Annotated in this window: 13 protein-coding genes, 2 pseudogenes and 1 riboswitch; all 15 genes and pseudogenes read right to left on the bottom strand. The window is 62.5% G+C overall.

The genetic code is table 11. The features are described from left to right. Positions 1–49: 49 nt before the first annotated feature. The gene (locus tag RAD04_RS06920; RefSeq protein WP_461623141.1) at positions 50–1,474 is read right to left on the bottom strand and encodes an L-serine ammonia-lyase; all 1,425 of its coding nucleotides are present in this window, start codon (positions 1,472–1,474) and stop codon (positions 50–52) included. A 110-nt stretch (positions 1,475–1,584) separates the two neighbouring features. After that, a riboswitch (glycine riboswitch) is annotated at positions 1,585–1,673 on the bottom strand. 380 nt (positions 1,674–2,053) lie between these two features. Further along, a complete protein-coding gene (gene hypE, locus RAD04_RS06915) occupies positions 2,054–3,094 on the bottom strand; it encodes a hydrogenase expression/formation protein HypE (RefSeq protein WP_461623140.1) in 1,041 nt (346 codons plus the stop codon). Beyond that, on the bottom strand, positions 3,091–4,233 hold the full coding sequence (gene hypD, locus RAD04_RS06910; RefSeq protein ID WP_461623139.1) for a hydrogenase formation protein HypD: 1,143 nt from the start codon (positions 4,231–4,233) through the stop codon (positions 3,091–3,093). Before hypD ends, hypE begins: the two co-directional genes overlap by 4 nt. After that, entirely contained in the window at positions 4,230–4,466 is a 237-nt protein-coding gene (locus tag RAD04_RS06905; RefSeq protein WP_461623138.1) for a HypC/HybG/HupF family hydrogenase formation chaperone, read from the bottom strand. Before RAD04_RS06905 ends, hypD begins: the two co-directional genes overlap by 4 nt. Next, the gene (hypF, locus tag RAD04_RS06900) at positions 4,466–6,730 is read right to left on the bottom strand and encodes a carbamoyltransferase HypF (RefSeq protein WP_461623137.1); all 2,265 of its coding nucleotides are present in this window, start codon (positions 6,728–6,730) and stop codon (positions 4,466–4,468) included. The genes RAD04_RS06905 and hypF overlap by 1 nt, the downstream gene beginning before the upstream one ends. Beyond that, positions 6,727–7,656 (bottom strand): hydrogenase nickel incorporation protein HypB, encoded by a 930-nt coding sequence (gene hypB / locus RAD04_RS06895; protein ID WP_461623136.1) that lies wholly within the window; start codon positions 7,654–7,656, stop codon positions 6,727–6,729. The genes hypF and hypB overlap by 4 nt, the downstream gene beginning before the upstream one ends. Next, positions 7,656–7,997: a hydrogenase maturation nickel metallochaperone HypA gene (hypA, locus tag RAD04_RS06890; protein WP_461623135.1), complete on the bottom strand. Its 342-nt coding sequence runs from the start codon at positions 7,995–7,997 to the stop codon at positions 7,656–7,658. The genes hypB and hypA overlap by 1 nt, the downstream gene beginning before the upstream one ends. Then, complete coding sequence (locus tag RAD04_RS06885) at positions 7,990–9,084, bottom strand: nickel-dependent hydrogenase large subunit (RefSeq protein WP_461623134.1); 1,095 nt, start codon at positions 9,082–9,084, stop codon at positions 7,990–7,992. The genes hypA and RAD04_RS06885 overlap by 8 nt, the downstream gene beginning before the upstream one ends. Then, the gene (hybE, locus tag RAD04_RS06880) at positions 9,081–9,596 is read right to left on the bottom strand and encodes a [NiFe]-hydrogenase assembly chaperone HybE (protein ID WP_461623133.1); all 516 of its coding nucleotides are present in this window, start codon (positions 9,594–9,596) and stop codon (positions 9,081–9,083) included. Before hybE ends, RAD04_RS06885 begins: the two co-directional genes overlap by 4 nt. Beyond that, positions 9,593–9,802 carry a rubredoxin gene (locus RAD04_RS06875; RefSeq protein ID WP_027544465.1) on the bottom strand — a complete coding sequence of 70 codons (210 nt, stop codon included), beginning with the start codon at positions 9,800–9,802 and terminating at the stop codon, positions 9,593–9,595. Before RAD04_RS06875 ends, hybE begins: the two co-directional genes overlap by 4 nt. Further along, positions 9,799–10,662, bottom strand: a complete 864-nt coding sequence (locus RAD04_RS06870) for a hydrogenase expression/formation protein (RefSeq protein ID WP_461623132.1) — start codon at positions 10,660–10,662, stop codon at positions 9,799–9,801. The genes RAD04_RS06875 and RAD04_RS06870 overlap by 4 nt, the downstream gene beginning before the upstream one ends. Beyond that, a pseudogene (locus tag RAD04_RS06865) lies at positions 10,659–11,104 on the bottom strand (thioredoxin domain-containing protein). Before RAD04_RS06865 ends, RAD04_RS06870 begins: the two are co-directional and overlap by 4 nt. Positions 11,105–11,336: 232 nt before the next feature. Then, positions 11,337–11,624: pseudogene (locus RAD04_RS06860) on the bottom strand (HypC/HybG/HupF family hydrogenase formation chaperone); the annotation flags it as partial. Between the two features lie 26 nt (positions 11,625–11,650). Continuing rightward, positions 11,651–12,232 carry a HyaD/HybD family hydrogenase maturation endopeptidase gene (locus RAD04_RS06855; RefSeq protein ID WP_461623131.1) on the bottom strand — a complete coding sequence of 194 codons (582 nt, stop codon included), beginning with the start codon at positions 12,230–12,232 and terminating at the stop codon, positions 11,651–11,653. 17 nt (positions 12,233–12,249) lie between these two features. Beyond that, positions 12,250–12,990, bottom strand: a complete 741-nt coding sequence (gene cybH / locus RAD04_RS06850) for a Ni/Fe-hydrogenase, b-type cytochrome subunit (protein WP_461623191.1) — start codon at positions 12,988–12,990, stop codon at positions 12,250–12,252. Between the last annotated feature and the right edge of the window lie 16 nt (positions 12,991–13,006).

The following is a 13,006-nucleotide window of genomic DNA, read 5'->3' as shown; positions in this document are numbered from 1 at the left end:
AGCATTGTCCGAAATGAGCGTTCCTTGAACAACGCTTGCTTCAGGGTATCTAGCAATCGACCACGTTGACGGCCAGGCCACCCAGACTCGTTTCCTTGTACTTGGTGCGCATGTCCTCCCCCGTCTGGCGCATCGTTTCAATGACGGCATCGAGGGACACGTGATGTTGGCCATCACCATGCAACGCGAGCATCGCCGCATTGATCGCCTTGATCGCACCCATTGTGTTGCGCTCAATACACGGGATCTGCACGAGGCCACCGATCGGGTCACATGTGAGACCGAGATTGTGCTCCATGCCGATTTCGGCGGCGTTCTCGATCTGCCGGTTGGTGCCACCCAGGACGGCCACAAGTCCTGCTGCCGCCATGGAGCAAGCAACGCCGACCTCGCCCTGACAACCCATTTCGGCGGCGGATATCGAAGCGTTTCGTTTGTAGAGCATACCGATCGCGGACGCCGTCAGGAGAAAGATGCGGGCTTTTGCCGGGCTCGGATCCGGGAAGAACATCTCGGAGAATTTCAGGACCGCGGGTATGACGCCGGCAGCTCCATTCGTCGGCGCAGTCACGACCCGTCCCCCGGCCGCGTTCTCTTCATTGACCGCGAGAGCAAAGAGGCTGACCCATTCCATCACGTGAAATGGATGTGCCGCCCCCTTTGACGTCGTCTTGAGCTTGCTGAGCAGGCCTGGCGCACGGCGCGGTACCTTCAGGCCACCAGGCAGAACACCCCCGTTGACACACCCGCGATCGATGCAGCGCATCATGGCATCGCGAACGCTATCCAGGAATGCATTGGTTTCAGTCTCCTCCCTATGCGATAGTTCGTTGGCAGCAACGATATCGGCAATCGACAAGCTGGTCCTCTCACCTATCGTAAGAAGCTCATGCGCTGACGTGAACGGGTACGGCTCACATCCAACGTTTCGAACAGCGGGGTTCCTCGGCTGGTCGCCTTCACACACGATCGCACCGCCGCCAACGGAGTAATAGGTTTGACGAAGCAGGACGCCCGTATCCGAATGCGCTGCGAATTTCATACCATTTGAGTGCCCCGGCAGGAACTCGCCGGTGCGGAAGGTGAGGTGCTGACGCTCATCGAAGCCAACCGCATGACGACCGCCAAGCAAGATCTCGGAACGCGATCGGATCAGCCCGGCAATAATGGATATGGCTTCAGGATCAACGGATTCTGGCAGCCAGCCCGATAGTCCCAGCAGAAGGGCAATATCGGTGCGGTGACCCTTGCCAGTCAGCGCCAGCGACCCGTAGAGCTCGACGACAACCAAGCGACAGCGCCATAGATCTTCGCCCAAGCATTCGATGAATCGATGGGCCGCGCGCATCGGTCCAACGGTATGCGAGCTGGATGGGCCGATTCCGATCGTGAATAGATCGAGGACACTGATCGGACCGGCTAGGCGCCTGGACGATAAACCGGGCGTGGTGACTTGTTCGACAGTCTGGGACATGGGCGCACACCTCAATCAAGTGATTGATTTCAAATGCGCCCCATCTGTCTATTTGCCTGAGAGTATTATCCCGTCGGCGGGTGCCAAGGCACCTCTTTCCAGATGTTGTTTCGTCACACGCGGTCCTTGTTACCTGAGAGTTTCCGGGGCGGTTGCTCCTTCGGCGTCGGCCGAAGCCGATCTCTTCCGCAAGCGACGTCTTGGGACTCGACCTCCTGAGTCAGGACATCAAATTCGTGGCTGCACTTCTCAAGTATTCTACTACGCGGCTTGGGTCAACAATGAACCGAAGATGCAAAGTCTTGCCGTTCTGCGTCGTTTACGGGGTTGACCTGCCGGTAGAGGGATTTCGGTCTGGGCGCTTTGCATTGAGCCATGGGTCTTGTCGGTCAATCCGGCGTGCACAGCCAGCGAAAAGATACTTTAATGAATTCGTTGAGGACTTCGATTGAATGCTCCTCACAGTGCTGGCTCGCGATCTCGAAGGTTTCAAGCGAATCCACCGGACTGAACTCTCGTGCTTCGCGGTGTAGGTATAGGACGCGGCGTTGGCATGGGGCTAAATGCGCATCTTGGGCCTCAACAGATCCGGGGCAGTTGCTCGCCCGACAACCAGTCGACGATCCGGCCACCGCCAAAGCTCGTCGCCATCTGCACGAAGTGATGATTGTCCGGCACCGCTTCGCCGATATCGGCAGCATTGCGGCCGAGCGGATGCGCTCTCATGGCGGCCAGCACGGCTCCGCCGACATCAGGCGACACGATCGCGACCAGCTTCCCCTCATTGGCGACGTAGAGCGGATCGAGCCCGAGCAGCTCGCAGGCAGCCGCCACCCCCGGCTTGACCGGGATCGCCTCTTCCTGGAGGCTGAAGCCTAGTTCGGACTGCTGGGCAATTTCGTTCAGTGTCGCCGCGAGCCCGCCGCGCGTGGGATCTCGCATCAGACGCATGCCGCGGCCGCCCGCCGCCACCATCCTGGCGACCAGATCATGCAGGGCGGCCGAATCCGAGACGATCTCCGTTTCAAAGGCGAGGTTCTGGCGCTTTGACATGATTGCTACGCCGTGATCGCCAAGCGTGCCCGAGATCAGCACCCGATCTCCGACCCTCGCATTCTCGGCGGAGAGATCGAGTCCCTCAGGCACCAGGCCAACGCCCGCGGTCGAAATGAACAGGCCGTCGGCCTTGCCGCGCTCGACCACCTTGGTGTCGCCGGTGATGATATGGACGCCGGCGGATTGCGCCGCCTCGCCCATGGAGTCCGCGATCATCTTGAGGTCTGAAAACCGAAAGCCTTCCTCGATAATGAAACTCGCAGACAGATAAAGCGGTCGGGCACCGGCCATGGCGATGTCGTTGACGGTGCCGTGCACCGCGAGCGAGCCGATATTGCCTCCGGGAAAGAACAGCGGTGAAACCACATAGCCATCAGTCGTCATCACCATGCGCCCGGCGCCGACGTCGAAGGCGGATTGATCGTTGCCGCGCGCCAGCCATTCGTTGCCGAAGGCCTCGTGGAACAGGCCCGAGATCAACTGCGACATCGCACGGCCGCCGGAACCGTGGGACAGGTCGACGCAGCCGTGCTTGATGTCGAGCTTGCGCTGATGGGCTCTCATGAGGCCCGCTTCTGCTGACGATCGCGGAAGCGACCATAGGTCCAATGCGCGGCACATGCGCCTTCCGAGGAGACCATGCAGGATCCCACCGGGGTCTCCGGCGTGCACACCGTTCCGAACAGCTTGCAGTCGACCGGTTTCTTGACACCGCGCAGGATCGCGCCGCATTCGCAGGCCGGATTGTCGGGGACGCGCAGCTCGTTCAAGGCGAAACGTATCTCCGCATCAAATCTGGCGTAGGTTTGCTTCAGCTTCAATCCGCTATAGGGCACGCGCCCGAGGCCTCGCCATTCGAACTGATCGCGCAGCTCGAAAATATTCGAGACCTCCTCCTTGGCGCGCGGATTCCCATCGCGCGTTACGGCACGGCTGTATTGATTCTCCACCTCGTTCCGGTGCTCGTTGACCTGACGCACCAGCATCAGAATCGCCTGCATCATGTCAAGCGGCTCGAAGCCCGAGATCACCACCGGCTTGCCAAATTCCTCTGCAAAGACCTCGTAGGGCTCGGTGCCAATGATGATGCTGACATGCGCGGGCCCAACGAAGCCGTCGATCTCGACGCGGCGGATGCTGCGGGTGTCGGGACTCTCCAAAATGTTCTGCATCGCCGGCGGCGTCCGCACGTGGTTGCAGACCACGCTGAAGTTTTCGAGCTGCTTCTTCTCGGCGCGCCGGATCATGATTGCGGTCGGCGGCGTCGTGGTCTCGAAGCCGATCGCGAAGAACACGACTTCCTGCTCCGGATTCTCTTCCGCGATCCGGATCGCATCGACCGTGGAATAGACCATGCGGACGTCGGCGCCACGTGCCTTCGCCTTCAACAGCGAGGCACCTTGCGAGCCCGGCACCCGCATCAAATCGCCATAGACGCAAAGGATCACCTCCGGCCGATCGGCCAGCCGGATCGCCATGTCGATACGTCCCGCGGGCAGCACGCAGACGGGACAGCCGGGGCCATGGATCATCCGCACGTTCTTGGGCAGTATGTCCTCCAGGCCATAGCGCGAAATCGCGTGCGTATGTCCGCCGCAGAACTCCATGAAGCGGTAGGACCTCTGCGGATTGGCCTCAGACCGGATCGCCTTGGCCAATCCCAGCGCGATTGCCTTGTCCCGAAATTCGTCGGCGTATTTCACTGCATTGCTCCCTGCCCTTCGGTGCTGAGCTCACGCATGAGCTCCAGCGTCCGCCCCGCCTCATCCGGGTCGATCTTGGTGAGGGCATAGCCGACGTGGATGATCACGTAGTCGCCCACGGCGAGATCTGCGATCAGCGCCACCGAAATCTCCTTGCTGACGCCGTCGATCGAGACGACGGCCATCTCGTCGGGAAGGAGCTTTGTAACCTCTGCAGGTATGGCGAGACACATCAGGCGTTTCCTTCCAGCCTTTGTTGTTCGAGCATTTGGAGAGCGGCAACCCAGGCTTGGCCGAGGCTCAAGCCGCCGTCATTTGGCGGCACCTGGCGCGCGAGCTGCGGATTGAGCCCGACAGCGACGCAGCCGCGCTGCACCTCCTCGCTCAGGATCGCGTTGAGGAAGCAGCCGCCGCTCAAAACGACGGTGGTGAGGCCGGTCTCTCGTGCCGCACACGCGATCCAGTCGACACAGGCCGCGGCAAACGTGCCATGAAGCAGCTCCGTGCCTACGGTCGGACCGGGGGCATCAGCCACAAGACGTTCAAACAGCGGATACAGCGACAACACGCCTTGTTCGATTGTCCAGGCATCCTCAGCGACGCGTGTCCGGCGAACACGCGCCTCCAGCTTCATCGCGGCTTCGCCTTCATAGCTCTGCCGCGTGGAGAATCCCAGCAATCCGGCGGCTGCATCGAACATCCGGCCGGCGCTGGTCGTCGTTGGCACGTCGGGCTGGTCGAGCAGGGTTAAAACACCCGCCGCCAACGGCTGCGCCGGAAAGCGACGCGGAATCTCCGCGCCGCGCCCGAGCGCCTGAAGCACGCCGGCAGCCATCCGCCAAGGCTCGCGCGCGGCGCGATCGCCGCCTGGCATCCTGAGCGGCACCAGATGTCCGATCCGCCGGAAGCGCGCGCCCTCACATCGCAAGAGCTCGCCGCCCCAACTCCCGCCGTCGCTACCATGACCAAAGCCGTCAAGCACCAGTGCCAGCACGGGTCCGTCGATACCGTGCTCCGCCATCACCGACGCCGCATGTGCATGATGGTGCTGAACCGCAATCAGCCCGCGGCCGCTCGCCTCGGCAAAGCGGGTGGAGGCCATGTTGGGGTGAAGATCATGCACCACGACGGCCGGCTCGACATCCAGCGTCGAGATCAGGTGCTCGACCGTCTCCTCGAAGAAGCGAATGCCCTCCACGGTGTCGAGATCGCCGATGTGCTGGGAGACGAAGGCTTCATCACCGCGCGTGATCGTGACAGATGCCTTCAGCGCGCCACCCACTGCGAGCACCGGCGGCACGGCACGCGCCAACCGAATCGGCTCGGGAACATAGCCGCGGGCCCTCCGGATGAATTGCGCGCGTCCGGCAACGACCGACACCACGGAATCGTCGGCACGCGTGACGATATCGCGATCATGGGTGACGATCAGGTCGGCAATGCCGGCGAGTCGGCGCTCCGCCTCGTCATTCTCGATGACCGGCGGCTCGCCGCCCGGATTGGCGCTCGTCGCCACGATTACCCAAGGAGAGCCATTCGCACGCGGGTGTGCCGAGTTCAGCACATGGAACACCAGATGATGCAGCGGCGCGACCGGCAGCATGACGCCGATCCGCGACAGGTCCGGTGCGATTGCCGGCGCGAGTTGCCGACGCGATGTCAGTAATACGATCGGGCGCGCCGTTGACTCCAGCAATGCCAGCTCTGTTGCATCCGCGCTAGCGATCTTCGCGACAACGTCGACTGCGGCAATCATGACCGCAAACGGCTTCTGCTCCCGCTGCTTCCTCTTTCGCAGACGCCGCACTGCCTCGTCGTCTCGGGCATCGCACAAGAGCTGATATCCACCGAGTCCCTTGAGCGCGACGATTTTCCCGCCTGCGATCTCGGCAGCGATCTGCTCGATGCCGTGGCTCAAGCGCGGGCCACACAATGGACAGGCGATCGCCTCGGCATGAAAGCGACGGCTCGCGGGGTCGGCATATTCTGTGGCGCAAGCTCCGCACATCGCGAAATTCTTCATCGCGGTGGTGCGGCGGTCATAAGGCAGCCGCTCGGCAATGGTATAGCGCGGACCGCAATGCGTGCAGTTGATGAAGGGGTAAAGATGGAAGCGGCTGCGCGGGTCTAACAATTCGCTCAGGCACCGGGCACAGGTGGCGGCGTCGGCGACGATCCGCGTCGACACCCTGCCTTGCTTGCTGGCGCGAATACAGAACTCGTCGCTTTCAACGGCGCCGATTTGCTGCACGGAGATCCCGTCGATCCGTGACAGCGGTGGTTTCTCCAGCGGCAGCGCAGCGACGAAATCGGCAACGCGCGCACCTTCGACCTCGATCACGACGCCGTGAGGGTCATTGGCCACGAAGCCGCCGAGGCGATAGCGCATGGCAAGGCGATAGACATAGGGACGAAAGCCGACGCCCTGCACGGCGCCGCGCACGTGCAGGCGCAGCCTTCGACCGTCGCGCGCTGCGGCTCCGCCGCTCATCATCATGCCGATACGGCACTCAGGGATGCCGCCCTCGCCTTCTCGGCGCGCTTCCTGATCCAGGCATAGAATGCCGCAAATCCCTCTCCGGTCCGCGCCGATACTGTCAGCACCTCGATCTTTGGGTTGACCCGCCGCGCATATTCGATCGTCCTGGCGAGATCGAAGTCGAGCACGGCCGCGAGATCGATCTTGTTGATCAGCATCAACGAGGACGCTGCGAACATGTTGGGATATTTGAGCGGTTTGTCCTCGCCTTCGGTGGTCGAGAACACCACGATCTTGCAGGCCTCGCCGAGATCAAACGCTGCCGGACAGACGAGATTGCCGACATTCTCGATGAAAAGGATGCCGCCGTTGAGCCAGGGCAACCGGTGATAGGCCTCGCCGATCATGGCCGCATCGAGGTGGCAGCCCTTGCCGGTGTTGACCTGGACCGCCGGTACGCCTGTCGCGCGGATCCGCTCCGCGTCGTTCGAGGTCTGCTGATCGCCCTCGATCACGCCGATCGGGCAATTGTCTTTCAGTTCGGACACGGCGCGGGCCAACAGCGTGGTCTTTCCGGCGCCGGGGCTCGAGACCAGGTTGAAGGCGAGCACGTCATCCGCGCGGAACCGCGCGCGGTTGTCGGCCGCAAGGCGGTCGTTCTTGCCGAGGATGTCACGCTCGACCTGGATGATGCGGTCGCTGCTCATGCCGGCGATCGTCTGCCCAGCCGGGGCGGCGTCGCAGTCGAGCAGGCCGGGGTCTCCGCGCGCTTGGTCGTGGTGATGGAGATGATGACGGTGATGATCATGGTCGTGATGACGGTGTCCATCGTGACCATGATCGTGATGGTGATTATGAAGATGCGCGTGATCATGCCCATGGGGGTGATCGTGCCCATGCTCAATGGAAGCTTTGCCGTCACCGCAGCCGCATACCGTACACATCAGTCGACCTCCAATTCCCTAACCCGCATCTCTTCTCCACCGGTCACTTGCAATTGATAGCTGCCGCAGGCAGGGCATGGCTCGTCTCGCCGCTTGATTTCGACGCTTGTCGAGCAGGCCATGCACCAGGCCGTCCCAGGCCTCTCGACGATGTCCAGGGTCGCACCTTGTGCAATGGTGCGTGCGGCGACCGCTTCGAAGCAGAATTTCATCGCCTCCGGCGCAACATGGCTCAACGCGCCGATCTCGATACACACTGCCTTCACTTTGGGGAACGCGCGCCTGCGCGCCTCCTCCTCGACGATCTCGATGATGCCTTGGCAAACCGCCATCTCATGCATGGCCGACCTCACGGAAGCTGAGGTTAAATCCGACGCAGGGATCGAAGGAGCCGATGAGCGTACGGACGGCATTCTGCCCCTGTCGACCGGCGGCAAGCGCCGAGCCTTGCAGGCTGCGGACCAGCGGTCCACGTGCATGGAAGTTCCATTCGGTCGGAGCCAGCGATTCGAAGCGGACGATGCGGTTTTCGTTATTGCACTCGACGATTTGATAGAGCCGGCCGCGGGCGCATTCGACGGCCGCCGCGCCTCTGCCGGCGCCAAGCCGGTAGCTCTCGACGACGCCGTCCTCGAGCGCCTCGTCGCCCGTCTCGAGCCAGGAGCAGAGGCGCGTCACTTCCGCAATCCGCGCCTTCAGCCGCTCGGCAGGTCCGGCGCTCGGCGGCAGGACCGGCTGGCGCCGGACCCGGCGTGCCCACACACCGGTCTCGGGAATTCGACCGTGGAGATCGGGGGCATCGGAGAAGCTCGCGCCATCCGCAAGCAGCCGCATGATGACATCGAGATCATCGGCGACGGAAAGAAACGAGTGTTCGACGACCGGCTGCAGCAGCGCATGCCCATCGAAGCTCGAAAAATGCGCTGCCAGCGCGTTGCCTGGCGTCAGCGCCTCTCCTACGCCCGCGATTCCGAGTGCAGCGAGCACCGCCTTGATGCGCGATACCGCCTCGCAACGCGCCGACACCTGCCCGCCTTCGCCGAGGAGGCCACCAAGGACGGCGGTCGCCTGCATCATGGCGCGGACCGCGGCGGCGCTCGCGCCATCCAGGGTGAGCTGGCCGACGAACAGACCACGGAACAGTTCTGCCAGCCGCTCGGCGACGACAGCGGTGACGCGGCGATGCATGGTCTCCGGAGGACAATCCTCGCCGCGCGCGGCTTCCACCGCTCCCAGAAACGCCACCTGATATGCAACCGAGCACAGCGAGAACAGCCGCGGCAGCACGGAGAGCAGCGACGAGACGGGCTTGCCCGCAAACAGACGCGTCAACGGCAGCCGGCTCCGGGGCAGGATTGCGACGTCGGCGATCGTATCCTTGGCGAGCCACACCGTGATGTCGATCTCGTTGCGGAAGCCGGGGTTCATTCGTGCTGCTCCGTCAGAACAGCCCGCATGAAGCTACGCCGATCGATCGCGCTTGTAGCGGTTTCGCGGCGTCGGGTCGCCTCCTTGCCGTCGGCCGGCAACATGAGTTCGTTGATGGCCGCTTCCGCCGTTGCCCGCGCAGAGGCCACGTCGGCAAACCCGAACATGGGCGAGAACAGCGAACAGCTCGCGATGCGGCCCACATGGTTGACGTCGCTGAGGATGAACTCAATATCGCCGGCCGGAAAGCGAGAGCGCAATGTCGAAGCTGAGGCCGCCGGCGCCAATTCGCCGGCCGGCATCACCACGTTCATGAACCAGGGCGTGACCATGATACCGATCATCGTGCCGTTGAATACGCGGAAGCCGACTGCCTCGACGTCGAGGCCGTCGTTGTAGATCGGCAGCTCGCGCATCGCGCGCTCGCCGATGTCCCGGTAGACGTGAGCCAGCCGCTGCCCCCAAGCTGCCGCGTCGGCGTCAGTGGCAGGCGCTTGCGCATGAGGTTTCATGACGCGATGGCCATGAATTTGGACTTCGGCGCGTCACAGTTCGGGCAGCGCCAATCGTCAGGAAGGACCGCGAAGGGCGTGCCGGATGCGATCTGCGCGACATCGTCGCCATCGGCGGGATCGTACACCGTCCAGCAGATGCCGCATTCCAGTCGCGTGCCTTCGGTGACATCCTGGCGGACGCCAAAATTCTCGAATACGCTCATTTGAAATAGGCCTCGATGATTTCCTGGAGGCGCTCAGCGGAGTCTTCGAAGTCCTCGTCAGCCGCGATTGCCACGGTCGGCACACCGCCGACCTCCAGCGTGTCGAGGATGATGGCATCCATGGCGTTGAAGAACTGCACCGACCAGACGTTGCGGATAGCCGTCGAGAGCACCCGGCAAGTGCCGTAGCCGCGCGAAACGAGCTGGATCGGCCCATTCCTGATGGTGTCCTGGAGGAAGCTCATGTCGACGGGGCTCATCGGCAGCAGCGTGAAATTGATGATTTGCGAGCGAATGCTCGGCCGCCAGGCCAGCGCGCGCTCGCGGATTTCCGCGAGCACCGGCAGCGCGTTCATCGCGCCTTCCGGCGCCTGCCCGATCTCGAAATCCGCAGTGGTAAGATCAGCAGCGGCGCGCGTGACGATTTCCGGGATTGCGCCGACTTCAAGATACTCATGATTGGCGTCGATCTCGAGCCGCACGTGCCAGATTCCGGCCAGCGCCGATTCCTGGATCTGCGCCAGCGATCCGTCCGGCAGCGCGACGAAGCCGGCAACCTCACCTTGGCCGAGCACGTCCGCAATCAGCTTACGCTCGAGATCGTTGAGATTGGCGAACCGGAACAATCGTGTCGGCACGTCGGTCTTTTGGCTTGCGATGGCCGCTACCACTTTCGACAGCAGATCGATTGCATTCGGACAGTGCTTGGCCAGCTCCGCTCTGTCCAGCGTGGCAAGCTTCGCCAACGCGCCCGCGGCCGTCAGGCGGACGCTCGATGCATTCAGGCTTTCCTCGCCGATCGGAAACACGTTGATCGGCTGCTCGGCGCCTCCAGGCGCGGTCCAGAAACCCGCTTTCATAATTCGACACCCTGTGAGCGACGCTGGGGAATGATGACTGTCACGACAACACGCTCGCGCCGCGCGGACGGTCGATGAGCTTGGCGATGCGGTCGACATAGACCGACCAGTCCTGGATCTTGGCGATCACTCCGAGCGTTTCCCCCTTGGCGATAAAGATCAGCGTCGGCTGCACCCGGACGCCAAAGCGCTGGCCGAGCTCGCTCTCGGCGCGACGCGCGATCACGGCACCCCGCAGCCGCCCCTGAAAAGCGTCAATTAGTTCCGGCAACACGACCGCGACATCGATCGCCTCCATAAAACGCGCGGGATCGCCCGCCGACAACAGCACGGCCACCGCACCGGCCTCATTGGCCGCGCCAAGAAACCGATCAACACTCGCGGCATCGACCTCGGGCAGGCCGCGCCGCGTCAGATTATGCTTTCCCTGCTGGAATTCCATCAGCCCCCTGGCAAGCCTTTTTCTCTGACGTGAGAGGTTAGCAAGGCACATGTCACGATCAGTTATCGCCTTTCCTGGCCGATCTGATTGAGATAGATCCTTCATTTTCGCGTCCGCGAGACGGGATGGTTTCGAATGAAACTTGTCTTTCATCCGCGGCGGACCAACCCGAGCCGCCCGCGATGCGGGTGACATCGAGGATCGGATTTGGAAGGTCGGCCGCTGGGTCGAACCGGAGATGCTCGGGCAGTTGCGGTTCTCGCTCGATGAGGTCGGCGAAGAAACGGTCGCAATCCTCGCCACCGAGCACCGCGGTCAGCCCCTCGATCGCATCTGCGATCAGTCGCGCCTCTGCCTCATCGAGCAGACGGATCGCGGTGTCGATATGGACGAGCACCTTGCTGCCGACCGGCAGGTCGGAGAGCAAAAGCATCGAGACACGCCGCCGCTCGCCGCGAAACTCGCATAGCGCCGAAACGCCGTCAGTCTCAACAATCGTCATCGGCAGGCCAAGGCACATCCCGCGTCTCCGGTCGCGCACGCCGGTCAGACCGGCCGCATCCTCATCTCGTAGTGCTGATGGTCGATATCGTTGGCGAGCAGCCGTTCGGACTCCGGCAGCGGCTCGCTGCGCGGACTCGCCGTCGCGCCCCACTCAGCCAGGATTGCGCAGACCAGCTCGATCGCCGGCCCGATCTGATCGCTCACCGGCTTGGTCAAAGGGCCGCCCCAGTCTTCGAGATCGTGCGGTTGGCAGCCGATCAACGCGAGATGCTTCGGGCAGCGCCCGAGCAGATCCGCCGCGCTGATGACTTCCTGAAATCCGGTCTGATGCAAGCTCATCTTCTTCGCGCCCGTGAAACGTGGAACTTCCTCGTCGCGCACCAGCTTCAACTCTCCCGGCACGAGCCCATAGTCGATCGCGTCGAACACGATCAGACGATCGGCCTCTTCCAGATAGCTGACGAGGTAGAGGCCCTGCGTCCCGCCGTCGAGAATGGTGACATTGTCCGATACGACGTAGCGGCGGTGGAATTCCTCCACCGCCCGTACGCCGAACCCCTCATCGGCCCACAGGATATTGCCGATGCCGAGCACCAGAATGCGGTCTGTTGAAGATATCGGCATAGGCCTCGTTTCCGGCTTCAGTCGCGGAATTGCCGTTCGCCGGAGACCATCGAGGAGATGATGCCCTGACGCGACATGATGTCTTCGCGGATCGCGGCATAGACGTGCACTATGACGAACGTCACGAGCACCCACATGCCGAGATGATGCCAGGTGTGCACATCCTGACTGTTCGGCCAGATCGCGAACACCCAGCCGAACAGCTTGTGCTGCCAGCTATCGATTCCTGTGCCTTCCGAATAGAGCGCAAAGCCGGTGATGATCATGTAGGCCACGAACAGCGTGAAGCCCGTGAACATCCCGGTCCGCGCCAAGGGATTGTGGCCGACATACATTTTCGGCTTGTGTTCCAGGAACGCGTACCAGCGGATTTCATCCAGCATTTCTCCCCAGAACTGCTTGCGATGAGCCGGCAGATAGAAGATCTGCCGGGAATGATGGTTGCCGACGAAAGCCCAGAAGACGCGGGTGAGGAAGAACACGGCCAGCACCTGACCAGCCGCGAAGTGGGCGAAGCGGATATAGCCCATGTCGAAGTTCGCCGACGCCTCGCCCTCCACCGATGGCAACGGCATTCCGATCAGGTAGCCGGTCATCATCAGCGCGACGATAGAGAATGCATTGACCCAGTGGCAGATTCGCACCGGTGCTTCGTAGACATAGACCGTGGGACGTCCGATCGCATGTCCACCGACCGCGTCCGCTGCGATCGCGGCGATATCCGGCTCGGATTTCGCGCGACATTCAGCCGCATTCATCATGGTGCTTCACCCC

The sequence above is a fragment of the Bradyrhizobium sp. 25ACV genome (genome assembly GCF_054863005.1).
Note: the sequence above shows the minus strand (reverse complement) of the source record. Positions and strands in the feature narration are given on the sequence as shown.

Coding starts and splice junctions, on each gene's coding strand:
- RAD04_RS06875 (WP_027544465.1), bottom strand. CDS start 9,802: ATGAGCGTATTCGAGAATTTTGGCGTCCGCCAGGATGTCACCGAAGGC.
- RAD04_RS06905 (WP_461623138.1), bottom strand. CDS start 4,466: ATGTGTCTCGCCATACCTGCAGAGGTTACAAAGCTCCTTCCCGACGAG.
- cybH (WP_461623191.1), bottom strand. CDS start 12,990: ATGAATGCGGCTGAATGTCGCGCGAAATCCGAGCCGGATATCGCCGCG.
- hypA (WP_461623135.1), bottom strand. CDS start 7,997: ATGCATGAGATGGCGGTTTGCCAAGGCATCATCGAGATCGTCGAGGAG.
- hypF (WP_461623137.1), bottom strand. CDS start 6,730: ATGATGATGAGCGGCGGAGCCGCAGCGCGCGACGGTCGAAGGCTGCGC.
- hypE (WP_461623140.1), bottom strand. CDS start 3,094: ATGAGAGCCCATCAGCGCAAGCTCGACATCAAGCACGGCTGCGTCGAC.
- hybE (WP_461623133.1), bottom strand. CDS start 9,596: ATGAAACCTCATGCGCAAGCGCCTGCCACTGACGCCGACGCGGCAGCT.
- RAD04_RS06870 (WP_461623132.1), bottom strand. CDS start 10,662: ATGAAAGCGGGTTTCTGGACCGCGCCTGGAGGCGCCGAGCAGCCGATC.
- hypB (WP_461623136.1), bottom strand. CDS start 7,656: ATGTGTACGGTATGCGGCTGCGGTGACGGCAAAGCTTCCATTGAGCAT.
- RAD04_RS06855 (WP_461623131.1), bottom strand. CDS start 12,232: ATGCCGATATCTTCAACAGACCGCATTCTGGTGCTCGGCATCGGCAAT.
- RAD04_RS06920 (WP_461623141.1), bottom strand. CDS start 1,474: ATGTCCCAGACTGTCGAACAAGTCACCACGCCCGGTTTATCGTCCAGG.
- RAD04_RS06885 (WP_461623134.1), bottom strand. CDS start 9,084: ATGAACCCCGGCTTCCGCAACGAGATCGACATCACGGTGTGGCTCGCC.